Below are 24,241 nucleotides of genomic sequence, written 5' to 3' on the forward strand. Positions count from 1 at the left end.
AAGCAGTATTGAATTCGGGTGGTGATTGATCACACACGCTGTACTCGCCAGTGTTGGCTCCTGAGGAGACGCAAACACACTGGTTATAGGATCAAGCCTTACGGGCAATTAGTATCAGTTAGCTCAATGCATTACTGCACTTACACACCTGACCTATCAACGTCCTGGTCTGGAACGACCCTTCAAGGGGCTCGAAGCCCCGGGGATATCTCATCTTAAGGCGAGTTTCCCGCTTAGATGCTTTCAGCGGTTATCTCTTCCGAACATAGCTACCCGGCGATGCCACTGGCGTGACAACCGGTACACCAGAGGTTCGTCCACTCCGGTCCTCTCGTACTAGGAGCAGCCCCCTTCAAATATCCAACGCCCACGGCAGATAGGGACCAAACTGTCTCACGACGTTTTAAACCCAGCTCACGTACCTCTTTAAATGGCGAACAGCCATACCCTTGGGACCGGCTACAGCCCCAGGATGAGATGAGCCGACATCGAGGTGCCAAACACCGCCGTCGATATGAACTCTTGGGCGGTATCAGCCTGTTATCCCCAGAGTACCTTTTATCCGTTGAGCGATGGCCCTTCCATACAGAACCACCGGATCACTATGACCTGCTTTCGCACCTGCTCGACTTGTCGGTCTCGCAGTTAAGCACGCTTATGCCATTGCACTATCAGCACGATTTCCGACCGTACCTAGCGTACCTTCGTACTCCTCCGTTACACTTTGGGAGGAGACCGCCCCAGTCAAACTGCCTACCATGCACGGTCCCCGATCCGGATCACGGACCAAGGTTAGAACCTCAAACAAACCAGGGTGGTATTTCAAGGACGGCTCCACGCAAACTAGCGTTCACGCTTCATAGCCTCCCACCTATCCTACACAGATCGGTTCAAAGTCCAATGCAAAGCTACAGTAAAGGTTCATGGGGTCTTTCCGTCTAGCCGCGGGGAGATTGCATCATCACAAACACTTCAACTTCGCTGAGTCTCGGGAGGAGACAGTGTGGCCATCGTTACGCCATTCGTGCAGGTCGGAACTTACCCGACAAGGAATTTCGCTACCTTAGGACCGTTATAGTTACGGCCGCCGTTTACCGGGACTTCAATCAAGAGCTTGCACCCCATCATTTAATCTTCCGGCACCGGGCAGGCGTCACACCCTATACGTCCACTTTCGTGTTTGCAGAGTGCTGTGTTTTTATTAAACAGTCGCAGCCACCAGTTTATTGCAACCTCTTCACCCTCCTGGCGCAGGCCAGTCAAGCTACAGAGGCGTACCTTATCCCGAAGTTACGGTACCAATTTGCCGAGTTCCTTCTCCCGAGTTCTCTCAAGCGCCTTAGAATACTCATCTCGCCCACCTGTGTCGGTTTGCGGTACGGTCATCGTTAGACTGAAGCTTAGAGGCTTTTCTTGGAACCACTTCCAATTGCTTCGCTTCCGAAGAAGCTCGCGCCACGCCCTTGAATTACGCACCCGGATTTGCCTGAGTGCCTTCTCCAACGCAGCGACCGGGACGTCCAACACCCGGACAACCTTCCGCGATCCGTCCCCCCATCGCATCTAACAATGGTGCAGGAATATTGACCTGCTTCCCATCAGCTACGCATTTCTGCCTCGCCTTAGGGGCCGACTCACCCTACGCCGATGAACGTTGCGTAGGAAACCTTGGGCTTACGGCGAGGGGGCTTTTCACCCCCTTTATCGCTACTCATGTCAGCATTCGCACTTCCGATACCTCCAGCACGCTTTTCAACGCACCTTCGCAGGCTTACGGAACGCTCTCCTACCACACACGTGTCTTTCAACGTGTATCCGCAGCTTCGGTGACTGGCTTGAGCCCCGTTACATCTTCCGCGCAGGACGACTCGATCAGTGAGCTATTACGCTTTCTTTAAAGGGTGGCTGCTTCTAAGCCAACCTCCTGACTGTTTTAGCCTTCCCACTTCGTTTCCCACTTAGCCAATCTTGGGGACCTTAGCTGGCGGTCTGGGTTGTTTCCCTCTTGACACCGGACGTTAGCACCCGATGTCTGTCTCCCGTGATTGCACTCTTCGGTATTCGGAGTTTGCTATGGCGTAGTAATCCGCAATGGACCCCACAACCATGACAGTGCTCTACCCCCGAAGGTGATACACGAGGCACTACCTAAATAGTTTTCGGAGAGAACCAGCTATTTCCAAGTTTGTTTAGCCTTTCACCCCTATCCACAGCTCATCCCCTAACTTTTCAACGTTAGTGGGTTCGGTCCTCCAGTACGTGTTACCGCACCTTCAACCTGGCCATGGATAGATCACTTGGTTTCGGGTCTACGCCCAGCAACTGATCGCCCTGTTCGGACTCGCTTTCGCTACGCCTGCCTTAATCAGTTAAGCTCGCTACTGAACGTAAGTCGCTGACCCATTATACAAAAGGTACGCCGTCACCCGTTTCCAGGCTCCGACTGTTTGTATGCATGCGGTTTCAGGATCTATTTCACTCCCCTCCCGGGGTTCTTTTCGCCTTTCCCTCACGGTACTGGTTCACTATCGGTCGATCACGAGTATTTAGCCTTGGAGGATGGTCCCCCCATCTTCAGACAGGATTTCACGTGTCCCGCCCTACTTGTCGTACCCCTAGTTCTTCCATACTGTTTTCGTCTACAGGGCTATCACCTGCTATGGCCGCGCTTTCCAGCGCCTTCGACTAACAATACAGATAAAAGGTACAGGCTGATCCCATTTCGCTCGCCACTACTCTGGGAATCTCGGTTGATTTCTTTTCCTGCGGTTACTTAGATGTTTCAGTTCACCGCGTTCGCTTCGCTAAGCCTATGTATTCAGCTTAGGATGACCCATACGGGCCGGGTTTCCCCATTCGGATATCGGAGGATCAAAGCTCGTTTGCCAGCTCCCCTCCGCTTTTCGCAGGCTACCGCGTCCTTCATCGCCTGTGATCGCCAAGGCATCCACCACATGCACTTGTTCGCTTGACCCTATAACGAGTGTGTCTGCTTGCGCTTGTCACGTCCCGCTATAGGCTGAGTATTCGCGTTGTGCCGTATTCCAAGTCATCATTTAAGATCACTTTTCATACTCGATACAATCACTACCCTGATGCCCCTACTCACACCCATCTCTAAGTGCTTTCAGTGCATCTCTCTACTACTTCTTCCAGATTGTTAAAGAACGTTTAGCCGACAAGCTACTTCACTGCCCGCGACATCAACTGGCTACAGTCGCCAATGCACAGCGCTCGGGGTCGAACGCTGTGCATTGAAGACTCAAAGGTCATGCGTGGTGGAGGATGACGGGATCGAACCGACGACCCCCTGCTTGCAAAGCAGGTGCTCTCCCAGCTGAGCTAATCCCCCCTGTCATACATCCCGACTCGTGGTGGGTCTGGTTGGATTCGAACCAACGACCCCCGCCTTATCAAGACGGTGCTCTAACCGACTGAGCTACAGACCCTTAGCCTGTCTTCTACAACAGCCGATAAGCGTGAGCGCTTGAATGCACGGTACTGTGTGCGAACACCCAGTACCTTCGTGCGAAGCTCGAGAAAGGAGGTGATCCAGCCGCACCTTCCGATACGGCTACCTTGTTACGACTTCACCCCAGTCATGAATCCTACCGTGGTGACCGTCCTCCTTGCGGTTAGACTAGCCACTTCTGGTAAAACCCACTCCCATGGTGTGACGGGCGGTGTGTACAAGACCCGGGAACGTATTCACCGCGGCATGCTGATCCGCGATTACTAGCGATTCCAGCTTCACGCAGTCGAGTTGCAGACTGCGATCCGGACTACGATCGGTTTTCTGGGATTGGCTCCGCCTCGCGGCTTGGCAACCCTCTGTTCCGACCATTGTATGACGTGTGAAGCCCTACCCATAAGGGCCATGAGGACTTGACGTCATCCCCACCTTCCTCCGGTTTGTCACCGGCAGTCTCCCTAGAGTGCTCTTGCGTAGCAACTAAGGACAAGGGTTGCGCTCGTTGCGGGACTTAACCCAACATCTCACGACACGAGCTGACGACAGCCATGCAGCACCTGTGCGCCGGTTCTCTTTCGAGCACATCCACCTCTCAGCGGACTTCCGACCATGTCAAGGGTAGGTAAGGTTTTTCGCGTTGCATCGAATTAATCCACATCATCCACCGCTTGTGCGGGTCCCCGTCAATTCCTTTGAGTTTTAATCTTGCGACCGTACTCCCCAGGCGGTCAACTTCACGCGTTAGCTACGTTACTAAGGAAATGAATCCCCAACAACTAGTTGACATCGTTTAGGGCGTGGACTACCAGGGTATCTAATCCTGTTTGCTCCCCACGCTTTCGTGCATGAGCGTCAGTGTTGGCCCAGGGGGCTGCCTTCGCCATCGGTATTCCTCCACATCTCTACGCATTTCACTGCTACACGTGGAATTCTACCCCCCTCTGCCACACTCAAAGCCTGCCAGTCACCAATGCAGTTCCCAGGTTAAGCCCGGGGATTTCACATCGGTCTTAACAGACCGCCTGCGCACGCTTTACGCCCAGTAATTCCGATTAACGCTCGCACCCTACGTATTACCGCGGCTGCTGGCACGTAGTTAGCCGGTGCTTATTCTTCCGGTACCGTCATCCCCACCCGGTATTAACAGGTAGGTTTTCTTTCCGGACAAAAGTGCTTTACAACCCGAAGGCCTTCTTCACACACGCGGCATTGCTGGATCAGGGTTGCCCCCATTGTCCAAAATTCCCCACTGCTGCCTCCCGTAGGAGTCTGGGCCGTGTCTCAGTCCCAGTGTGGCTGGTCGTCCTCTCAGACCAGCTACAGATCGTCGCCTTGGTAGGCCTTTACCCCACCAACTAGCTAATCTGCCATCGGCCGCCCCTCTAGCACGAGGTCTTGCGATCCCCCGCTTTCTTCCGTAGATCGTATGCGGTATTAATCCGGCTTTCGCCGGGCTATCCCCCACTACAGGACACGTTCCGATGTATTACTCACCCGTTCGCCACTCGCCACCAGGGTTGCCCCCGTGCTGCCGTTCGACTTGCATGTGTAAGGCATGCCGCCAGCGTTCAATCTGAGCCAGGATCAAACTCTTCAGTTCAAACCCTGTTACTGTTTTTCGGTTCCGTTAAGAACCGGTCGCTCACTCAACGTACTGACGATGATTGCTTCCATCCGAAGATGAAATAACCTTCCTCTATACTTCGTGTGAGACTCTTGATACTTTTGCTTTTGCTCCAGCCCCGAAAGACTGAAACCGCACTCGCATCAAGCGCCCACACTTATCGGCTGTTAGTTTTTAAAGAGCACATCGCACACCGCCCGGAACCACTTCACCACCACCCGGACCGTTCTGCGTCGCTGCATCAGCAGCAGAGAAACGAGATTATGAACAACGTTTCGGGGAGTGTCAACAGGTTTTTGAAACTTTATTCACCTGAGAACCTGTCAAGCGCTTCAAACCACCTTTGCCCGACACTTCCAACCAAACCGCCTTTTCCCGCTTCCCTTCGCGTTCGTTGAATCGCGAAGGAACGGAATTCTAGTGGCTCGGAACACAGGGCGCAAGGGGGCAAAGCAGAAAATCTTGAAGGCCGAGGTCGTTCGTAAGAAGTCATAGTCCTGACGGCCAACAAAGACTTAGCGTCCAAGTTCAGCGATCAACCGGCGACCGAGCGACTACAATCAAAGGTTCCCTGCCCAACAACTTGTACTTATATGCGCTCGCGAATCGCAAAACGTATTCCCCCGGATGCCGACAAGCTCGTCAGCCTGTCGCTCGCGCTGTTCGCGTCGGGCAGCCGCGTCGAGGATCGCTTCTGGGAAGCACGCCTCGACGAATTGATTGCCAAGCTCGTGCGTAACGGCAATCAAACCACGCTCGACGCTGCGCTTGATCATCTACAACAAAATCACCCGGACGCGTACGGCGCGCTCGCCGATATGGCCGAAACGCATAGCGAGTCGTTCCGAATCGAGGTGGACGGCGCGCCTCATGAGGCCTTGCTGATAGCCGCGCCCGTGCTCGCGTGGACGCGCTATGCGATTCCGTCGGGCACGCTGAAACCCGACACGATCGACGCACTGAAAACGCAGCTACAGGCTCACGTTCTCGCGGAAGGCGCGCGCGTGGCAGTGGCGCCCTATCTCTTCAGCATCGACCAGTTACCGCGTCATCACGTGGATACGGCACGCATGGCGCAACAGTTGATGCAGACCGCACTCGGCGGACCCACGTCGCGCCTGAATTTGTCGGATCTGCCGGAAACGTCACCTATTCTCGCTGACCCGCGTTTCCTGCTCGCCGTCGCGGTCGTGCCGGACGGCGCCGCGTTCTTTCGCTGGCAGGAGCATGAAAACGGCGGTCGGATCGAACGCGGTCAATGCCTCGAACAGTGGATGGCTCAGGGTGGCCCAAGTTTCGGCACCATTCTTCCTGGCTGCGAATTCGAATGCTTGCTGCCTGATGCCTACTATTCGGCCTGTCGCGATGCCGATGAGCAAGTTCGCCCGCATACCGTACGGACTGCCGTGCGCTATCTTTTCGACACGCTCGGCAGTGCGCCGCAGGAGTTGCGCGCGGTCATCGCGGGGTTCGGGGAGCGGCGCATCGATGAATATCGCATCGGTTTCACACGCCGTGGCAGCAACGACGTGATCTACGGTGTCGTGTGGCCCTTGTACGGACGCGAAAATGGCGAACTCGGCATGGAAGACGAAGCCGCGGATCTCGAAGGTCCGGAAGGTCCGGTCGAAGAAATCGTTGAATTGTTGAAGAAGGCAGGGGTGTCGGATGTGCGCCGCCACGCCGGCCGTTTTGAACCCGAATTCTGCGACGACTGCGGCGTTCCGCTTTACGCAGATCCGCTGGGCGAAATCGTCCACGCCGAAATGCCGGAGGACGCGGAGCCAGCACAACCTCATTTTCACTGACATCAAGCATTAAAATTAACTAAAAGGCATGCAAAAACCCTGTAAACACGGGGTTTTTGTGCTTTTGGCCTATGCCATTCGGACAGGAGGCGGAAACACGAAATTTTTGTCACCATTCTCCCTGTTGCTGACAATTTGAAGGCATCAAGTCCCGAGACATGGCACGGGTAGAAATGGAACGAGGTAAAAAGCATGAAAATCAACATTATTGGCTTCGATGCGGAACGTCGCGCGGGTCTGAAAACGCTGTTGCGCCGGGTCGCACGCCACGCTCAGTTCATCGAAGTGGAGAACTGGCAGCAAGCGCATGCTGCGCAAAAGCGGTGCAAGCCGGAATTGATCGTCATCGACTGGTCTTCCGCGCTGCGCGTCAGCGACCTTCAGCGCCTGCTCGACAGCGCGCGGGGTGTGCCCTCGGCGATCGTGGTCAATCGGCCTACGGCGATGCACGTCTTCACACTCATGGGCGCGGGCGCCATGGGCATCATTCCCCGCACGCTGGACTCTGTTCTGGTGCTTCGCGCCTTCGAAATGGTAATGATCGGAGGTCACTACGTGCCGCCTGACATCATCGATCCGAACTTCGGACGCGGACCGCGGGCGCGCGCCGCGGCGCCGAAAATAACGCGGCCGCCGCGCAGAGTACGCGCCGAGCTGTCGCTCTCGCCACGTCAGCAGCAAATCATGCGTTGCGTGCATATGGGCAGCACGAATAAGCAAATCGCCAAGACGTTGGGCATTAGCGAAGGGACGGTGAAAATACACCTTGCAAGCATCTTCCAACTTTTGGGGGCTGCGAATCGCGCGGCGGCGGTTGCCATCTACAACGGTGTGCAGGACTCCCATCTGGAAATCCTGCGTGACCAGCAGGAAGACCTGGAGTACGAAGAGCACGAAGAGCACGAAGAGCCCGTCGAGGACATGGAGCAGGAAGAGGAAGTCGAGCAACCAGACCAAGCGGAGCAACCGGCGCAAGCAGCGCAAACGGAACAAGCCGAACAAGCGCAGAACGCACAAGATGCGAAGGACGTCATGCCCGAAGAAAGCAACGTCGTGCCCCTTCGGCCGAAACATGAAAGCTACCCGCCGTCGCTGGGCCGGGAAAGCGGGCCGATACCCATGGCCGCCGAGCCCTCACCGTCTTTCCGGCAACAATGACGCCGAACGGGTCTGTCGTTTGCGTACACGTTTTCTCGCGCAACGAGTAATATGCAAGGCATGGGGTTCTTCTACACACCGCTACCGCTTTGGCTTGCTGTCGGCAGTTCGATCGTTGCCGTCGGGTTGCTCGCGCTCGTTCTGGCGCAGCGTCCTTTCGGACGACTGCAGGACGCCACGCTTCAGCATGTGTGGCTTGGCATCGTCGTCGCGGTGACGGTGCTCTGGGCTTGCAACGCCTGGTTCGACGACGGACCCGTCATCCACCTTCTGGGCGCGACGCTCATGGTCACGCTGTTCGACTGGCGCCTCGCGCTGATCGGCACGGCGGCGACCACGGGGCTTGCAGCCGTCGTGCTCGATGCATCATGGCTCTCGGTTGCCACAACGTATCTATTGTTCGGTGTCGTGCCGGTCACGGTATCCACGGTTCTGCAACGACTGTCGAGCGCGTGGGTGCCTCGCAACCTGTTCACCTTCATCATCGGACATGGTTTCGTGACGGCCGGCGCTGCGATTGCAGCAGCATGTGGCGCTACGGTGTTGCTGGAATCGGCGCTCGCGGGCGTGCCTGTCACCGTGCCGGCCGCCTTCATGCGTGGTTCGCTCTTGCTCGGAATCGGTGAAGCGCTCTTTACGGGACTGCTCACGATTCTGATCACCGTGTACAAACCGGCGTGGATCACCACGTACGACGTGCGCCGTTATCGTCTCGATCGCGGACCGCGCGTCTGAACGAAGCCAAAGATAAAGCCAGGCTCAACCGCAAGTCAAGACAATCGAAGCCTGTCTTAATTGCGATAAGATTGAACTCCTTCCCACCACGCGGCATCTTACTTGCCCGTGTCGTCTTAGCGCCAAACCTGATGGAAAGTATCTTCGCACCGCGCCGGCTCCTGCGGCTCGTCGGCCGGATTGCGGTATGCGCATCGCTCGCATACGCTGTGTCCGCCGTTGCCGATTCGCTCGATGAGCGCAATGAACTGATTCACCACTTCGTGACCGATTTCAACGCCAATCCGCTGGTCGCCGATTGCGCCGCGCATGGCAGCTTCGTCGCAAGCACATCGACGGCCTTCGATCACGTCGAGTTCCCGTCGCAGTCCTTCGACCCTTCGCACTTCACCATCGAACCATGGAACGACTCGTTCGACGAACACAAGCAGAAGATCAAGGTGGACAACGTGGTCACCGTCGAAGGACAAGGCGTGCCGAAAAGCGGCGAAGGCGATCCGCAAACGCTCAAGTTCCGTTGCGGCTATGTCGGCAGTCAGATGCTCGCGTTCGGCTGGAACGACCCGGTGCCGCCGCTGCGCGCCCAGTCGCATTCGACCTCGACCGCACACGGCAAACACGCTGCGAAGTCGAAGAAAAAGGCGACCAGCAAGAAGAAACACTAGCCGCCTTCGCGTCCTTCAGCGCATCAACCGGAGAATGACTGCAGATGCCATAGCACGGCCTGCAGCATCGCCGCGCCGAGCGATGCACTGCGCGCGCCGTTCCAGCCCACGCCGTCATCGGGCAGATTGGCATTGTCCTTGAACGGCATCTCCAGCGTGAGCGACAGGCACTTGTACTCGTTGCCGATGTACTTCGACGCGAGCTTGAGCGCATCCGTCTGATACTTGCTCGACTCGTAGCCGTGCACGTTCTGGAAGTCCGGGCTCGCCTGCTTGAAGAATTCGACGAACGCCTTCTGTTCCTTCGCCTGCTGTTCGGTAAAGCCCGGCAACATCTCCGAGCCCGCGACGAACACATACGGAATGGCTTCGTCGCCGTGAATATCGAAGAACAGATCGCAGCCTGTTTCTTTGATGGCCTCACGCACGAGCAGCACTTCGGGACTGCGCGCGGCGCTCGGTTCCATCCACTCGCGATTCAGGTTTGCGCCCGCCGCGTTCGTGCGCAGATTCCCGAGCACGCTGCCATCGGGATTCATGTTCGGCACGATATGGAAAGCCGCATGCTCGAACAACGCGCGCGCGACCGGATCGCCTGCCCAGTCGCCGAAGCCCGCCAGCCGCTTGACGAGACCTTCGACGAACCATTCCGCCATCGTCTCGCCGGGATGCTGGCGCGCGATGATCCAGATGTTCTTCTTGGGCGGTGCATCGCCGAAATCCGGCAGGCCGAGCGTGAGCAGCGAAACGGGCCGGCCCTGCACGGTCTGGCCGAGTTCGGTGAGCGTTGCGTAGGGCAACTGTTGGACCGTGCCCAGAAACTCCGACTGGCGCTCCTCGCTGTACGGCTCGAAATACGCGTAATACACACGATCGAAATCGGGCGTGTGATCGATCTTCATCACGCGGCCATCGTATTCGGTCGCGACGCGAAACCAGTTCACGCGGTCATAGCTCGCGACTGCTTCGTAGTCGCGCCATCCTTCGGGGAACGCGCACTGGGCGGCGTTCTCGAAGGTCATTACCAGACGCTGGCCGCGCACGTCCGAGACGCGGAAGTAGAACCACTGCGCGAATTCCGCGTGGCTATCCTTGCGCACGCGCAGGCGGATATCCTCGAAATCGTCCGCCTTGACCACTTCGATCGCGCCCGCGTCGAAGTTGCTGGAAATGGAGATGCTCATCTTCGTGTCCTCAAACTTGATCTTGCGTGTCCGCGCGCCTTAGTCGGCAATACGCCTGCGAAACACATATGTCGTATCGTTCGATGCCTTCGCGTCGAACTTATACCCTTCGCTGTCGAATCCCTTGAGTTGTTCGGGTTCGTCGATGCGGTTCTCCACCGCATAGCGCGCCATCAACCCACGCGCGCGCTTCGCATGAAAGCTGATGATCTTGTAGCGCCCGCCCTTCCAGTCCTCGAACACCGGCGAGATGACGGGCGCGGCGAGCAGCTTCGGCCGCACCGATTTGAAATATTCGCCGGATGCGCAGTTCACCAGCACACGCGCGCCACGCTGCTTCTTCAATTGCGCGTTGAGCGTCGCCGTGATCCGCTCGCCCCAGAATGCATAAAGATCCTTGCCGCGCGCGTTCGGAAAACGCGTGCCCATTTCCAGCCGATACGGTTGCAGCAAATCGAGCGGACGCAGCAAGCCATACAGCCCGGACAACACGCGCACATGGTTCTGCGCGAAGTCCAGATCGGCGGACGACAGCGTTTTCGCGGCGAAGCCTTCGTACACATCGCCATTGAACGCGAGCACGGCTTGCTTCGAATTGTCCGCATCGAAAGTCTTCGACCATTCGGCATAGCGCTGAAAATTCAGCGTCGCGAGTTGGTCGGAAATACCCATCATGCCGCCGATTTGCTGAGGCGTGAGTTGCCGCAAACCATCGATGAGTTCGGCGGCGTCATCGACGAATTCGGGCAGCGTGTGCTTCTTGATATGAGCAGGCGTCTCGTAGTCGAGCGATTTGGCAGGCGAGAGAACGATTATCATGGAGGCTCGCCGGTCACTGCCGGCGATGATTAGACTTGAATCCCCGATTGTATCGAATGGAAAATTCCGCTGCGCCGGGCGCGTCGTGCGCGTCATTACCTTTGCAAGCACCTTTACGCGTGGTGCTGGACTCGAACGTGTGGATCGATATCCTCGTGTTCGACGATCCGGCCACGCGCCCCATCCACGCCGCACTGGAGGCGCGCACGCTCGATGCGCTGATCGACTCGCGCTGTCTGAACGAACTCACGCGCGTGCTGGATTATCCTCAGTTCGTGCGCATGAACGTGGACAAGACGGCCGCGCTGGAAACGGTCGCTCGCCTGTCCACGCTGGTCGCGACCGCCGCGCCCGACAGCGAGCGTCCGCTGCCCAAATGCAAGGATCGCGACGACCAGAAGTTCCTCGAACTCGCGCATGCCGCGCAGGCTGCGTGGCTCGTATCGAAGGACCGCGCGGTGCTCAAACTTGCGCGGCGCATCGCGCGTGATTTTGCCTTTCGCATCGCCGAGCCGAAGCCGTTCGTGCTCGCGGTCGAGGCGGCAATCCGCTGACACTCCTAAAATATCCGCAGAGACAACGACCTCATCACCATGAACGCATCGCACGATCTGCCCGCTTTCCCTGACGAACTCTCGTTTCCCTCGCGTCTGCCGAATGTCGGCACGACCATTTTCACCGTCATGAGCGCGCTCGCCGCGCAGAAGGGCGCGGTGAATCTCGGTCAGGGTTTCCCCGATTTCGATTGCGATGCGCGCATCGTCGATGCCGTGTCCAACGCCATGCGCGAAGGCCACAATCAATATCCGCCGATGGCCGGGGCCGCGCCGCTGCGTCACGCGATCGCGCGCAAGATCGAAGCGCTCTACGGCCGCGCCTACGATGCCGACCGCGAAATCACCGTGACCGCCGGGGCCACGCAGGCGCTGCTGACGGCGGTGCTGTGCTGCGTGCATCCGGGCGATGAGGTCATCGTCATCGAGCCGATGTACGACAGTTACGTGCCATCCATCGAACTCGCGGGCGGCAAGCCGGTGTTCGTGTCGCTCGAAGCGCCGGACTACGCCCTGCCCTTCGACAAGATCGCCGCCGCGATCACGCCGAAGACGCGCCTCATCATGATCAACACGCCGCACAATCCGACCGGCCGCGTCTGGCGCGCGGCGGACATGCAGAAGCTCGAAGACATCGTGCGCGGCACCAACGTGCTGATCGTCTCCGACGAAGTCTACGAGCACATGGTCTACGACAACGCGCCGCACGAAAGCGTGTCGCGCTACCCGGAACTCGCGCGGCGCAGCTTCGTGGTGTCGAGCTTCGGCAAGACGTTTCACGTCACCGGCTGGAAAGTGGGCTACGTGGCCGCGCCCGCCGCGCTGACCGAAGAATTCCGCAAGGTGCATCAGTTCAACGTATTCACCGTCAACACGCCCATGCAGGTCGGCCTCGCGCACTATCTCGAAGACCCGAAGCCGTATCTCGACCTGCCCGCGTTCTATCAGAAGAAGCGCGACTTCTTCCGCGAAGGTCTGTCGAAATCGCGCTTCTCGCTGTTGCCGTGCGATGGCACGTATTTCCAGTGCGTCGATTATTCGAAGATCAGCGACATGCCCGAAGCCGAGTTCTCCAAGTGGCTGACGAGCGAGATCGGCGTGGCGGCCATTCCGGTTTCGGCGTTCTATCACGAGAGCCATGAATCGGGCGTGGTGCGCTTTTGCTTCGCCAAGAAAGAAGCCACGCTCGCGCTCGCGCTGGAACGGCTCGCGCAGCTCTGATTCACCCCTATCGAGGAGCTCGGATGAGCGCCGAATTGCTGACGAATCGCCCCGCGGGCAGCGACACCACGCTCGTTCTGATGCTGTCGAACCCCGGCGCGCGCAACGCATTGCATCCCGATATGTACGCGGCGGGCATCGAAGCGCTCAACACCGCCGAGCGCGACAACTCCGTGCGCGCGATCGTGCTCACCGGCGCGGATAACTTTTTCTGCGCGGGCGGCAATCTGAACCGGCTGATGGAGAACCGCGCGCAGGCGCCGTCCGTGCAAGCGCAGAGCATTGATCTGCTGGCGGAATGGATCAGCGCGCTGCGGGCATCGACCAAGCCGGTAATCGCGGCGGTCGAAGGCGCGGCGGCGGGCGCGGGCTTTTCGCTTGCGTTGGCGTGCGATCTGATCGTCGCCGCCGATGACGCGCGCTTCGTGATGTCCTATGCGCGAATTGGTTTGACGCCGGACGGCGGCGCTTCGTGGTTTCTGTCGCGCTCGTTGCCGCGCACGCTCGCCAGCGAAGTGCTGCTCGAAGCCAAGCCCATCGGCGCGGTGCGTCTGCATGAGGTCGGCGTGGTGAATCGGCTGACGAAGAAAGGCATCGCGCTGGATGCAGCCATCGCCTGGGCGGACGATCTCGGCAGCGTGTCGCCCAAAGCCATGGCGCGCATCAAGTCGCTCATCAACGCGGCGGATGTTCAGCCGCTCGCCGCGCATCTGGACATGGAACGCGATTGTTTCGTCGATGCCTTGCATCACGGCGATGCGCTCGAAGGCATCACCGCGTTTCTCGACAAGCGTCAGCCGAACTATCGCTGAGCGCATCGACATGGCACGTTACGAACTGCCGAAGCGCCGCCGTATCTTCCTGATGCGTCACGGCGATGTCACCTATTTCGATGACACCGGCCGCGCCATCGATCCCGAAAGCGTGCCGCTCAACGCGCGTGGACGCGAAGAAGCCAGCGCGGCAGGCCGCGTGTTCGTCGCGCAAAAGACTCGTTTCGACCGCGTGATCGTGAGCGGTTTGCCGCGCACGCTCGAAACCGCGCGACGCGTGCTCGATGAAACCGCGCAGTCGATCGAACCCGAAGTCTGGCCCGAGTGGCAAGAGATTCGCGGCGGCAAGCTCAGGCAACTTTCCAACGCCGATATCGAGCGCGCGTTTCTTTCCGTGTTCGATGGCGTCGTCCCGGAAGACACGCAGTTTCTGGGCGGCGAGACCATCGGCGAATTGCTCGACCGCGCGTTGCCTGCCATGCAACGCCTGCGCGAAGACACGACGTGGGACACGGTTCTGCTCGTGCTGCACGGCGGGGTGAACCGCGCGTTGCTCTCACACGCGATCACGGCGGGCGGGCGCGCGTTCTTCGGGCATCTGTCGCAGGCGACGGGCTGCATCAACGTGCTCGATGTGGGCGAGAACCCGGGCGACTGGATCGTGCATGCGATCAATCATTCGCCGCCCTCGCCGCTTCACGCCGATGTGCGCAACACGACGATGGAACTGCTCTATGCGCAGTTCGTCCGCCACAAGGCCGACGAGAACGAGATGGACTGAACGCGCATCACAAGGAGGAGACGATGGCCGACGACCACAACGATTTTTCGGCATTCGAGGGAACGCGCCCGGTGCATGAGCGCCAGCGTTTCGACATGGACGCGTTGACGGCGTGGCTTGAGACGCATGTCGAAGGTTTCGCGGGGCCGGTGACTGTCGAGCAATTCGCGGGTGGACAGTCGAATCCCACGTTCAAGCTCATCACGCCATCACGCAGTTATGTGATGCGCGCGAAGCCCGGTCCGACCGCGAAGTTGCTACCGTCCGCGCATGCGGTGGAGCGTGAATATCGCGTGATGCACGCGCTTGCATCGACCGATGTACCCGTCGCCGACATGCTCGCGATGTGCGAGGACGAAAGCGTGATCGGCCGCGCGTTTTACGTGATGGCGTTCGTCGAAGGCCGCGTGTTGTGGGACCCGTCGCTGCCGGGCATGACGCCTGCCGAACGCGCCGCGATCTACGACGAAACGAATCGCGTGATCGCCGCGCTCCATACGGTCGATGTCGATGCCGCCGGTCTCGCGACTTACGGCAAACCCGGCAACTACTTCGAGCGGCAGATCGGGCGTTGGAGCAAGCAATACATCGCCTCGCAGACAGAGCAGATCGACGCGATGAACCGGCTGATCGAATGGTTGCCCGCGCATATTCCGGCGTCGCGGCAGACGCGCGTGAGCGTGGTTCATGGCGATTACCGGCTGGATAACCTCATCTTCCATCCGCACGAACCGCGCGTGCTCGCCGTGCTCGACTGGGAACTCTCGACGCTCGGCGACCCGCTCGCCGATTTCGCGTATCACTGCATGGCGTGGCATGTCGATCCGTCGCAGTTTCGCGGTATCGCGGGACTCGATTGGGCGGCGCTCGGCATTCCGGACGAACAGGCATACGTCGCGCGCTATTGCGAGCGAACGGGCTTCGAGATCGAGGGCGACTGGAACTTTTACCTCGCCTACAACATGTTCCGCATCGCCGCGATTTTGCAAGGCATCATGAAACGCGTGGTCGATGGCACCGCCGCGAGCGCGCAAGCCGCCGACGCCGGACGCCGCGCACGGCCCATGGCGGAACTCGCGTGGCGCTACGCGCAACGCGTCGCATGACAAGGAGACGAGCGAAAGCATGAACTTCGACTACACCCCGAAAGTGCAAGCCCTGCGCGAAAAACTGCTCGCCTTTTTCGATGCCCACATCTATCCGAACGAGCGCGCCTTCAGCGAGGAAATCGCGGCGAATCGCGCGGCGGGCAATGCGTGGCTGCCGACGCGTCTCATGGAAGAACTCAAAGCCAAAGCACGCGCGGAAGGACTGTGGAATCTCTTTCTGCCCGCATCCGATCGCGGCGCGGGCCTGACCAATCTCGAATACGCGCCGCTGTGCGAAATCATGGGCCGCGTGCCGTGGGCGCCCGAAGTCTTCAACTGCAACGCGCCCGATACCGGCAACATGGAAACCATCGAACGCTACGGCACGGACGAGCACAAGGCGCAGTGGCTCGAACCGCTGTTGCGCGGCGAAATCCGCTCGGCGTTTCTGATGACCGAGCCGGATGTGGCGTCATCGGATGCGACGAACATTCAGTGCAGCATCATGCGCGATGGCGACGATTACGTGATCGATGGCCATAAGTGGTGGTCATCCGGTGCGGGCGATCCGCGCTGCAAGGTATACATCGTGATGGGCAAGACCGATGCCGATGCCCCGAAGCACGCGCAACAGTCGATGATCCTCGTTCCTGCGGATGCAGCGGGCATCACGGTGCATCGTGCGTTGAACGTGTTCGGGTATGACGACGCGCCGCACGGGCATATGGACATCACGCTCGAGGGCGTGCGCGTGCCTGCGTCGAATATCTTGTTGGGCGCGGGACGCGGCTTCGAGATCGCGCAAGGTCGGCTCGGGCCGGGACGCATTCACCATTGCATGCGGCTGATCGGCCTCGCGGAACGCGCGCTTGAACTCATGACGAAGCGCACGCTTTCGCGCGTGGCGTTCGGCCGACCGATTGCGCAGCACGGCGTGACACAGGAGCGTATTGCCGAAGCGCGCATCATGATCGAGCAGGCGCGTTTGCTGACGCTCAAAGCCGCTTACATGATGGATACCGTCGGCAACAAAGGCGCGCGTGGCGAGATCGCGATGATCAAGGTCGTCGCGCCGAACGTCGCTTGTCAGGTGATCGACTGGGCGATTCAGGCGCACGGCGGCGGCGGCATCTGCGATGACTTTCCGCTCGCTTATGCCTACGCGTCGGCACGCACGTTGCGCCTCGCGGATGGACCGGACGAGGTGCATCGCAACGCAATCGCCAAGCTCGAATTCGGGCGATACGCCTAGATCAAGACGCCGCGCCCGGCTCGCGCAGGCCGAACAGCGCGCTCGAATCTACTGTGAGCACCAGTTCGCCGTCCTGATTGTGCGCTTCCCAGCGCGTCGCCACGATACCGCGATCCGGCTTGCTTTTCGACACGCGCTTGTCCAGCACGCGCACGGTCAAGCGCACCGAATCCCCGACGCGCACCGGCTTGAGCCAGCGGATATTGTCGAGACCGGGTGAGCCCATCGAGGTGGAATCGGCGAGCATGTCGCGCACGAGAATGCCCATCATCGCCGAACAGGTGTTCCAGCCGCTGGCGACGAGGCCGCCGAAATGCGAGGCTCGCCCTGCTTCTTCGCTCAGGTGAAATGGCTGCGGATCGTAACGTCCCGCGAATTCGACAATCTCTTCACGCGTGAAGGTATGCGCGCTCAGTTGCACCGCGTCGCCGACATTGAAATCTTCGTAGCTGTAGGTCATGCGCTGTCTCCATTGGATGACCCGAACCGGGCCACAGGAGACGCCGCGTTCAGATTACTGAAGCGGCTCTTTCAGCGCGGCCGGAACGGGCAACGGCAATACTTCGATGCCTTCTTCGAGCAAAGCGTGCGTTTCTTCCGGCGTGGTGACGCCACGAATGTTGCGCGCCGGCGCTTCGTTGTAATGCATGCGCCGCGCTTCCTCTGCAAAGCGTTCGCCCACGTTCTCGGTCTTCTCGATCAGTTCGCGCATGGCCTGCATGGCGCGCGCTTGCAGCGTTTGCGGTTCCGTTGTCTCGGACGCTTGCGACGGTGCAGCTTCACCACGCGCCGTAGACAAATTCAATCGCGGCGCGGATGGCATGCGGCTCACTTCGGTGGCCGAACAAACCGGACACGCGACGAGACCGCGCGACAACTGCGCTTCGAACGCGTCCGTCGAGGCAAACCAGCCTTCGAAGCGGTGTTCGTGCGGGCACTTCAGATCGAGAACCTTCATGGAGCTTGCCGGGGAGTTTATCTCAGAATGACGTTTTTTGAACGATCGTGCGAAAGACCGTTCAATCTGGCCCGGTCGATTCTAGCCGTTTGCTCTGCTCGACGCTTCACGCCTTCCATTCGCCCGACCTCAGCTTTTCCAGCCAGAACACGCCGATGATCGTCTTCACATCGCTGATGCTGCCGTCCTTCACCCAGTCCATGAGCTGCGCTTCATCGGCGATGAAGGTTTCGAGGAACTCGCCTTCGTCGAGCTTCGCATCGCCCGCTGTCAGACCGCGCGCCAGATACAGATCGATAAATTCCGTCGAATACGAAATGACCGGATGGATGCGCGTGAGAAACGTCCACTCGCGCGCCGTGTAACCGGTCTCTTCGAGCAGTTCGCGCTTGGCGCAATCGAGTTCGTCCTCGTTCGGATCGAGCTTGCCTGCCGGAAACTCCATCAGCACACGACCGATCGGATAACGAAACTGACGTTCGAGCAGCACGCGGCCATCGTCGAAAACCGGCAGGATCATCACCGCGCCCGGATGCACGACGAACTCGCGCGTCGCGTGCGTGCCATCGGGCAACTCAACCGTATCGCGCTTGAGCGTGAGGAACTTACCTTCGTGGAGCGTAACGCTTTCGACCGGCTTTTCGATCAGGCCGTCGTCGTTATCGGGAATGGAAGGATGATCTGCCATGTTCGGTGCCTGCGCCTTGAAACTTAAAAGCAAACAAGCCACCGACGGCACATGCCGTCAGCGGCGCTTGACGAGATATTGATAGGTGAAGCCCGGAAAGGCGAACACGAGAAAGAGACAGAAAGTGATGGCATAAAACTGCCATCCCTGATCGAACCGATTGCCCGCGCGCGCTTCGAGCATGAACCCGAGCACGCCCACGACGAAGTACAGCGCGATCAATTCGCCGATGCGGATCCACACACTCTTCTTCGCCGCCCGGCGCCCCGCTGGCGCGGGAAGCGGCACCGGAACGACGGCAAAAAGACGCTGATTCAGAAACGGCACGTTGGCGCCGACCAGCGCCAACAACACGATAAACCAACCCGCAGCCGACATTACAGCGGCAGCGTATGCGTGATTGCTTGCAGGCAAGCCGTCATCAGCGGACCCGGCACCAGACCGAGCACGAGCACGGCCAGACCGTTGAAGGCAAGCAGCGAGCGGTTCAGGCTGCCCGCGACGATGGGCGACTGATCCGTCGGCGCATCGAAGTACATGAGCTTGACGATACGCAGGTAGTAGAACGCGCCCACCAGCGAGGTCAGCACGGCCAGCACGGCGAGCCACGTCAGACCGGCGTTCATCGTCGCTTCGAGCACGGCGAGCTTCGCGTAGAAGCCGACCGTCGGCGGGATACCGGCGAGCGAGAACATCATGATCATCATGACGAACGCGAACACCGGGCTGCGCTGGTTCAAGCCCTTGAAGTCTTCGAGCGTTTCGGCTTCGAAGTCGCGGCGCGCGAGCAACATGACCACGCCGAAGCTGCCGAGCGTCGTGATGAGATAGACGATGCTGTAGAACATGGCCGAACCGTAGGCGCTCGCCGCGCCATCGACCTTGTTGTCCACCACGCCCGACAGTAGCCCGAGCAGCACGAAGCCCATGTTCGAGATGGCCGAGTACGCCAGCATCCGCTTGATGTTCTTCTGCACGATCCCGGTCACGTTGCCGACGATCAGCGAAAGCGCCGCGAGAATCACCAGCATTTCCTGCCAGTCGACCGCGAACGGCAGCAGGCCCATGACGAGGAAGCGCAGCCCCCACGCGAACGCCGCGACCTTCGGGCCGCCACCGGTAAGCAGCGTCATGGCGGTCGGTGCGCCCTGATACACGTCCGGCACCCACATATGGAACGGCACCGCGCCCATCTTGAACGCCACGCCCGCGACGATGAAGATCACGCCGAACAGCAACACCGCGTCGTTGATGCGGCCCGAAGCCACCGCCTTGAAGACTTCGTTCAGTTCGAGCGAGCCGGTCGCGCCGTACAGCATGGAGATGCCATACAGCAAGAAGCCGGATGCCAGCGCGCCGAGCACGTAATACTTCATCGCCGATTCATTGGCCTGCGTCGAATCCTTGCGCAGCGCGATGACCGCATACAGCGACAACGACATCAGTTCCAGACCGAGGTACAGCGTCAGGAAGTTGTTGCCCGAAATCATCGTGCACTGGCCGAGCAGCGAAAACAGGCCGAGCAGGAAGAAGTCGCCGCGGAACAGATCGCGGTCTTCCAGATACTTCTTCGAGTAGACGATCGATACAGCGTAACCCAGGCACACGACCGCTTTCATCGCGCTCGCGAACGGATCGACGATATACATGCGCGAGAAGAAGTACGCGGGCGTCGGATTGAGCGCGGTGAAGGCGAACCCCACGCCAACGACGATGGTCGAGACCAGCGCGATCAGATACGTGGTGCGGCGGCTCGCCTGACCGAAGATGGTGTCGTTCAGCCAGGCGATGACGACCGCCGCCATCAGAAGGCCGTCCGGCCACATGAGACTCATAGGGGCGTTTTGCATGATCTTGTAGTTCCTCCGCCCAGCGTTACTGAGCCAGCGGCAGCTTGGACTGCGCGACGTGGGAAAGCAAATTGGCCACCGACGCGTGCATCACATCGGTGAAGGGCTTCGGATAGAGGCCCATGTACAGCGTGAACGCCGCCAGCACCACGAGCATGAACATCTCACGCTTGTTGATGTCCGCGAGCTTCGCGACGTGATCGTTGGCGACCGCGCCGAAGTACACGCGCTTGTACATCCACAGCGTATAGGCCGCGCCGAGAATCAGCGTGAAGGTCGCGAGGAAGCCGATCCAGAAGTTGAACTTCACCGCCGCCAGAATCACCATGAATTCGCCGACGAAACCCGAGGTGCCCGGCAGACCGCAGTTGGCCATCGCGAACAGCATGGCGAACGCGGCGAACTTGGGCATGGTGTTCACGACGCCGCCGTAATCCGAAATCTGGCGCGAGTGCACACGGTCGTACAGCACGCCGATGGAGAGGAACATCGCGCCCGAGACGAAACCGTGCGAAATCATCTGGATGATGCCGCCTTCCATGCCGAGCTGGCTCGACGGTCCGAACATGAAGAAGCCGAGCGTGACGAAGCCCATGTGCGCAATCGACGAATACGCGACGAGCTTCTTCATGTCGGCCTGCACCAGCGCGACCAGCCCGATGTAGATCACCGCGATCAGCGACAGCGTGATGACGACCGGCGCAAGGAAATGGCTCGCGTCCGGCGCGATCGGCAGCGAGAAGCGCAGGAAACCGTACGCGCCGAGCTTCAGCATGATCGCCGCCAGCACGACCGAGCCGCCCGTGGGCGCTTCGACGTGCGCATCCGGCAGCCACGTGTGGACCGGCCACATCGGCACCTTGACCGCGAAGGCCAGGAAGAACGCGATGAACAGCAGCACCTGCGGCGTCATGGCGATCTTCGCTTCATGCCACGTCGCGAGATCGAAGGTGTGCGTCTGCGTGTACAGGTACAGCAGCGCGACCAGCATCAGGAGCGAACCGGCCAGCGTGTAGAGGAAGAACTTGAAGGCCGCATACACGCGGTTCGGGCCGCCCCACACACCGATGATGATGTACATCGGAATGAGCGTGGCCTCGAAGAACACGTAGAACAGCAGGCCATCCGCCGACGAGAACACGCCGATCATGATGCCCGAGAGGATCAGGAACGCGGCCATGTACTGCGACACGCGCGAGGTGATCACTTCCCAGCCGGCGATCACGACGATCACCGTGATGAGCGCGGTGAGCACGACGAACCACATCGAGATGCCATCGACGCCCAGGTGGTACGTGATGTTGAAGCGCTCGATCCAGTTGGACTGCTCGACGAACTGCAACGCGGCCGTCGAGGTATCGAAGCCGGTGATGAGCGGAATCGTCACGATCAGCCCGAGCACCGAGCCGATGAGCGCGATCCAGCGCGCGGGCATCGGGTTCTGATCGTTACCTACCGCGAGGACCAACAGGCCGAAAAGGATCGGCAGCCAGATGGCGACGCTGAGAATCGGAAATGAATGCATGGGTTCCCTCGCCTTATTTGCCGCCGAGCGTCACAAACAGGGTCAAGAGCCCCAACATGCCGATAATCATGGCGAACGCGTAGTGGTAGATGTATCCGGATTGAAGGAAGCGGATCACCCCGGCGAACCAGCCCATGAACCGCGCGCTGCCATTGACGATGCCGTCGATCACGACCACATCGCCCTCTTTCCACAAGCCACGGCCGATGGCGACCGCGCCCTTGGCGAACACGACTTCGTTGATCTTGTCGCAGTAGTACTTGTTGTCCAGCAGCGTGTAGATCGGGCCGAACCGCTTCGCGATGACCGGCGGCAGATCGGGACGCTTCATGTACAGGAACCACGCGACGACCACGCCCGCGAGCGCCAGCCACACCGGCAGACCCGCGACCGAATGCAGACCCATGGCGAACCAGCCGTGGAATTCACCGGCCATTTCCTTGAGCGCTTCGTGGTTCTCGCCGATGAAGATGACCTTGTCGAACGCCACGCCGTGCGAGAAGAAATCGCCGTAGAGCATCGGGCCGATCATGATCGCGCCGATGATGACCGACGGAATCGCCAGCAAGATGAGCGGCAGCGTGACGACCAGCGGGCTTTCGTGCGGAATATGCGGGCCGTGACCATGATCGTCATGACCGTGCGAGTCGTGACCGTGACCATGCGCTTCGGCCTGCCCCATCGGCGAATCGGGGTGCTTCGGACCGCGGAAACGCTCCGGGCCGTGGAACACGAGGAAATACATGCGGAACGAGTACAGCGCCGTGACGAACACGCTCGCCACCACCGCGAAGTACGCGAAACCCGAACCCGGCAGATGCGAAAGCTTCACCGCATCGATGATCGAGTCTTTCGAATAGAAGCCGGAGAAGAACGGCGTGCCGATCAGCGCGAGCGAACCGAGCAGCGACGTGATCCACGTGATCGGCATGTACTTCGCCAGGCCGCCCATGTTGCGCATGTCCTGATCGTGGTGCATGCCGATGATGACCGAACCCGCGCCAAGGAACAGCAGCGCCTTGAAGAACGCGTGCGTGCCGAGGTGGAACACCGCGACCGGATACGCCGACACGCCGAGCGCGACCGTCATGTAACCGAGCTGCGAGAGCGTGGAATACGCCACCACGCGCTTGATGTCGTTCTGCACCACGCCCAGAAAGCCCATGAACAAGGCCGTGATCGCGCCGATGACCGTGACGAACGAGAGCGCCGCATCCGAATGCTCGAACAGCGGCGACATGCGCGTGACCATGAAGATACCGGCCGTCACCATGGTTGCCGCGTGAATCAGCGCGGAGATCGGCGTCGGGCCTTCCATGGAATCGGGCAGCCACACGTGCAGCGGGAACTGCGCGGACTTACCCATCGCGCCGATGAACAGGCAGATGCACGCCGCCGACAGCAAACCCCAGTCCGTGCCCGGGAAAGTCAGGCCCGCGAGCTTGTCGCCCTGCGCGAAGACATCGCCGTAATTGAGCGAGCCGGTGAACGCGAGAATCAGCCCGATGCCGAGCAGGAAGCCGAAGTCGCCCACGCGGTTCACGATGAACGCCTTCATGTTCGCGTAGATGGCGCTTTCACGCGTGAAGTAGAAGCCGATCAGCAGGTACGACACCAGACCCACCGCTTCCCAGCCGAAGAACAACTGCAGGAAGTTGTTGCTCATGACGAGCATCAGCATGGAGAACGTGAACAGCGAGATATACGAGAAGAAGCGCTCGTAGCCCACTTCCTCGTCTGCCATGTAGCCGATCGTGTAGATGTGCACCATCAGCGAGACGAAGGTCACGATGACCATCATCATGGCCGTGAGGGAATCGACCAGGAAGCCGACTTCCATCTTGAGCGAGCCGATGTTCATCCACTCGTACACGGTCGCGTTGAAGCTTGCGCCCTGCATGACATCGGCATAGACCATCACCGAGAGAACGAGGGAGATGAACACGCCGAGAATCGTGACGCTGTGCGCGCCGCGACGGCCGATCATTTTCCCGAGCAGCCCCGCGATCAGCGAACCGGCGAGCGGCGCCAGAGGAACCGCGAGCAGGAGGTTTTCATTGAGTGTCGTCGACATAACTGGCCTGGC

At 59.6% G+C, this 24,241-nt stretch carries 19 protein-coding genes, 2 tRNA genes and 2 rRNA genes; 10 read left to right on the forward strand and 13 right to left on the reverse strand.

From position 1 onward, the window contains the following. Positions 1-87 precede the first annotated feature (87 nt). From ACZCWR_RS12700 to ACZCWR_RS12715, 4 genes are all read right to left on the reverse strand, one after another. A 23S ribosomal RNA gene (locus ACZCWR_RS12700) occupies positions 88-2,974 on the reverse strand. Positions 2,975-3,276: 302 nt separating this feature from the next. Further along, a tRNA-Ala gene (locus tag ACZCWR_RS12705) sits at positions 3,277-3,352 on the reverse strand. Positions 3,353-3,372: 20 nt separating this feature from the next. Continuing rightward, positions 3,373-3,449 (reverse strand) — tRNA-Ile (locus ACZCWR_RS12710). A gap of 91 nt (positions 3,450-3,540) precedes the next feature. Then, positions 3,541-5,072 (reverse strand): 16S ribosomal RNA (locus ACZCWR_RS12715). Together the 16S and 23S rRNA genes with 2 tRNA genes alongside form the textbook arrangement of a ribosomal RNA operon. Before the next feature lie 617 nt (positions 5,073-5,689). Here ACZCWR_RS12715 and ACZCWR_RS12720 point away from each other — a divergent pair. From ACZCWR_RS12720 to ACZCWR_RS12735, 4 genes are all read left to right on the forward strand, one after another. Continuing rightward, positions 5,690-6,904 carry a DUF2863 family protein gene (locus ACZCWR_RS12720; RefSeq protein ID WP_487301102.1) on the forward strand — a complete coding sequence of 405 codons (1,215 nt, stop codon included), beginning with the start codon at positions 5,690-5,692 and terminating at the stop codon, positions 6,902-6,904. Positions 6,905-7,096: 192 nt separating this feature from the next. After that, positions 7,097-8,062: a LuxR C-terminal-related transcriptional regulator gene (locus ACZCWR_RS12725; RefSeq protein WP_487301103.1), complete on the forward strand. Its 966-nt coding sequence runs from the start codon at positions 7,097-7,099 to the stop codon at positions 8,060-8,062. 60 nt (positions 8,063-8,122) lie between these two features. Further along, positions 8,123-8,797, forward strand: a complete 675-nt coding sequence (locus ACZCWR_RS12730; protein ID WP_487301104.1) for an energy-coupling factor ABC transporter permease — start codon at positions 8,123-8,125, stop codon at positions 8,795-8,797. A 131-nt stretch (positions 8,798-8,928) separates the two neighbouring features. Further along, positions 8,929-9,462 carry a BspC domain-containing protein gene (locus ACZCWR_RS12735; RefSeq protein ID WP_487301105.1) on the forward strand — a complete coding sequence of 178 codons (534 nt, stop codon included), beginning with the start codon at positions 8,929-8,931 and terminating at the stop codon, positions 9,460-9,462. 23 nt (positions 9,463-9,485) lie between these two features. Here ACZCWR_RS12735 and ACZCWR_RS12740 read toward each other — a convergent pair whose 3' ends face one another. Continuing rightward, complete coding sequence (locus tag ACZCWR_RS12740) at positions 9,486-10,646, reverse strand: M14 family metallopeptidase (RefSeq protein ID WP_487301106.1); 1,161 nt, start codon at positions 10,644-10,646, stop codon at positions 9,486-9,488. A 39-nt stretch (positions 10,647-10,685) separates the two neighbouring features. Beyond that, a complete protein-coding gene (gene yaaA, locus ACZCWR_RS12745) occupies positions 10,686-11,465 on the reverse strand; it encodes a peroxide stress protein YaaA (RefSeq protein WP_487301107.1) in 780 nt (259 codons plus the stop codon). A gap of 56 nt (positions 11,466-11,521) precedes the next feature. Here yaaA and ACZCWR_RS12750 point away from each other — a divergent pair, with 56 nt between their 5' ends. From ACZCWR_RS12750 to ACZCWR_RS12775, 6 genes are read left to right on the forward strand one after another with little or no spacing between them, the layout of a single operon-like run. Beyond that, positions 11,522-12,019, forward strand: coding sequence for a putative toxin-antitoxin system toxin component, PIN family (locus ACZCWR_RS12750; protein WP_487301108.1), 498 nt, complete (start codon positions 11,522-11,524; stop codon positions 12,017-12,019). 39 nt (positions 12,020-12,058) lie between these two features. Then, entirely contained in the window at positions 12,059-13,240 is a 1,182-nt protein-coding gene (locus ACZCWR_RS12755) for a pyridoxal phosphate-dependent aminotransferase (protein WP_487301109.1), read from the forward strand. A gap of 23 nt (positions 13,241-13,263) precedes the next feature. Next, positions 13,264-14,052 carry an oxepin-CoA hydrolase, alternative type gene (locus ACZCWR_RS12760; RefSeq protein ID WP_487301110.1) on the forward strand — a complete coding sequence of 263 codons (789 nt, stop codon included), beginning with the start codon at positions 13,264-13,266 and terminating at the stop codon, positions 14,050-14,052. 10 nt (positions 14,053-14,062) lie between these two features. Further along, positions 14,063-14,794, forward strand: coding sequence for a histidine phosphatase family protein (locus tag ACZCWR_RS12765; RefSeq protein WP_487301111.1), 732 nt, complete (start codon positions 14,063-14,065; stop codon positions 14,792-14,794). 23 nt (positions 14,795-14,817) lie between these two features. Beyond that, positions 14,818-15,900: a phosphotransferase gene (locus ACZCWR_RS12770; RefSeq protein WP_487301112.1), complete on the forward strand. Its 1,083-nt coding sequence runs from the start codon at positions 14,818-14,820 to the stop codon at positions 15,898-15,900. A gap of 19 nt (positions 15,901-15,919) precedes the next feature. Then, positions 15,920-17,134, forward strand: a complete 1,215-nt coding sequence (locus ACZCWR_RS12775; protein WP_487301113.1) for an acyl-CoA dehydrogenase family protein — start codon at positions 15,920-15,922, stop codon at positions 17,132-17,134. A gap of 1 nt (position 17,135) precedes the next feature. On the opposite strand, the gene ACZCWR_RS12780 is transcribed toward ACZCWR_RS12775, so the two are convergent. The 7 genes from ACZCWR_RS12780 to nuoL form a co-directional block, all read right to left on the reverse strand. Then, the gene (locus ACZCWR_RS12780; RefSeq protein WP_487301114.1) at positions 17,136-17,594 is read right to left on the reverse strand and encodes a MaoC family dehydratase; all 459 of its coding nucleotides are present in this window, start codon (positions 17,592-17,594) and stop codon (positions 17,136-17,138) included. 54 nt (positions 17,595-17,648) lie between these two features. Further along, complete coding sequence (locus ACZCWR_RS12785) at positions 17,649-18,092, reverse strand: DUF1178 family protein (RefSeq protein ID WP_487301115.1); 444 nt, start codon at positions 18,090-18,092, stop codon at positions 17,649-17,651. Positions 18,093-18,198: 106 nt separating this feature from the next. Next, positions 18,199-18,780 carry an NUDIX domain-containing protein gene (locus tag ACZCWR_RS12790; RefSeq protein WP_487301116.1) on the reverse strand — a complete coding sequence of 194 codons (582 nt, stop codon included), beginning with the start codon at positions 18,778-18,780 and terminating at the stop codon, positions 18,199-18,201. A gap of 57 nt (positions 18,781-18,837) precedes the next feature. Further along, positions 18,838-19,158: a DUF2818 family protein gene (locus ACZCWR_RS12795; protein ID WP_487301117.1), complete on the reverse strand. Its 321-nt coding sequence runs from the start codon at positions 19,156-19,158 to the stop codon at positions 18,838-18,840. Next, on the reverse strand, positions 19,158-20,630 hold the full coding sequence (nuoN, locus tag ACZCWR_RS12800; RefSeq protein WP_487301118.1) for an NADH-quinone oxidoreductase subunit NuoN: 1,473 nt from the start codon (positions 20,628-20,630) through the stop codon (positions 19,158-19,160). The genes ACZCWR_RS12795 and nuoN overlap by 1 nt, the downstream gene beginning before the upstream one ends. A gap of 25 nt (positions 20,631-20,655) precedes the next feature. After that, positions 20,656-22,155 carry an NADH-quinone oxidoreductase subunit M gene (locus ACZCWR_RS12805; RefSeq protein WP_487301119.1) on the reverse strand — a complete coding sequence of 500 codons (1,500 nt, stop codon included), beginning with the start codon at positions 22,153-22,155 and terminating at the stop codon, positions 20,656-20,658. A gap of 13 nt (positions 22,156-22,168) precedes the next feature. Continuing rightward, on the reverse strand, positions 22,169-24,229 hold the full coding sequence (gene nuoL, locus ACZCWR_RS12810; RefSeq protein WP_487301120.1) for an NADH-quinone oxidoreductase subunit L: 2,061 nt from the start codon (positions 24,227-24,229) through the stop codon (positions 22,169-22,171). Positions 24,230-24,241 lie beyond the last annotated feature (12 nt).

The sequence above is a fragment of the Caballeronia sp. A2-2 genome (assembly GCF_057612605.2).

Bases quoted from the DNA above. Each gene is read 5' to 3' on its own strand.
- ACZCWR_RS12735 (WP_487301105.1), top strand. From the start codon at position 8,929: ATGGAAAGTATCTTCGCACCGCGCCGGCTCCTGCGGCTCGTCGGCCGG.
- ACZCWR_RS12765 (WP_487301111.1), top strand. From the start codon at position 14,063: ATGGCACGTTACGAACTGCCGAAGCGCCGCCGTATCTTCCTGATGCGT.
- nuoL (WP_487301120.1), bottom strand. From the start codon at position 24,229: ATGTCGACGACACTCAATGAAAACCTCCTGCTCGCGGTTCCTCTGGCG.
- ACZCWR_RS12805 (WP_487301119.1), bottom strand. From the start codon at position 22,155: ATGCATTCATTTCCGATTCTCAGCGTCGCCATCTGGCTGCCGATCCTT.
- ACZCWR_RS12730 (WP_487301104.1), top strand. From the start codon at position 8,123: ATGGGGTTCTTCTACACACCGCTACCGCTTTGGCTTGCTGTCGGCAGT.
- ACZCWR_RS12720 (WP_487301102.1), top strand. From the start codon at position 5,690: ATGCGCTCGCGAATCGCAAAACGTATTCCCCCGGATGCCGACAAGCTC.
- ACZCWR_RS12790 (WP_487301116.1), bottom strand. From the start codon at position 18,780: ATGGCAGATCATCCTTCCATTCCCGATAACGACGACGGCCTGATCGAA.
- ACZCWR_RS12750 (WP_487301108.1), top strand. From the start codon at position 11,522: ATGGAAAATTCCGCTGCGCCGGGCGCGTCGTGCGCGTCATTACCTTTG.
- ACZCWR_RS12780 (WP_487301114.1), bottom strand. From the start codon at position 17,594: ATGACCTACAGCTACGAAGATTTCAATGTCGGCGACGCGGTGCAACTG.
- ACZCWR_RS12755 (WP_487301109.1), top strand. From the start codon at position 12,059: ATGAACGCATCGCACGATCTGCCCGCTTTCCCTGACGAACTCTCGTTT.
- ACZCWR_RS12740 (WP_487301106.1), bottom strand. From the start codon at position 10,646: ATGAGCATCTCCATTTCCAGCAACTTCGACGCGGGCGCGATCGAAGTG.
- yaaA (WP_487301107.1), bottom strand. From the start codon at position 11,465: ATGATAATCGTTCTCTCGCCTGCCAAATCGCTCGACTACGAGACGCCT.
- ACZCWR_RS12775 (WP_487301113.1), top strand. From the start codon at position 15,920: ATGAACTTCGACTACACCCCGAAAGTGCAAGCCCTGCGCGAAAAACTG.
- ACZCWR_RS12725 (WP_487301103.1), top strand. From the start codon at position 7,097: ATGAAAATCAACATTATTGGCTTCGATGCGGAACGTCGCGCGGGTCTG.
- ACZCWR_RS12770 (WP_487301112.1), top strand. From the start codon at position 14,818: ATGGCCGACGACCACAACGATTTTTCGGCATTCGAGGGAACGCGCCCG.
- nuoN (WP_487301118.1), bottom strand. From the start codon at position 20,630: ATGCAAAACGCCCCTATGAGTCTCATGTGGCCGGACGGCCTTCTGATG.
- ACZCWR_RS12795 (WP_487301117.1), bottom strand. From the start codon at position 19,158: ATGTCGGCTGCGGGTTGGTTTATCGTGTTGTTGGCGCTGGTCGGCGCC.
- ACZCWR_RS12760 (WP_487301110.1), top strand. From the start codon at position 13,264: ATGAGCGCCGAATTGCTGACGAATCGCCCCGCGGGCAGCGACACCACG.
- ACZCWR_RS12785 (WP_487301115.1), bottom strand. From the start codon at position 18,092: ATGAAGGTTCTCGATCTGAAGTGCCCGCACGAACACCGCTTCGAAGGC.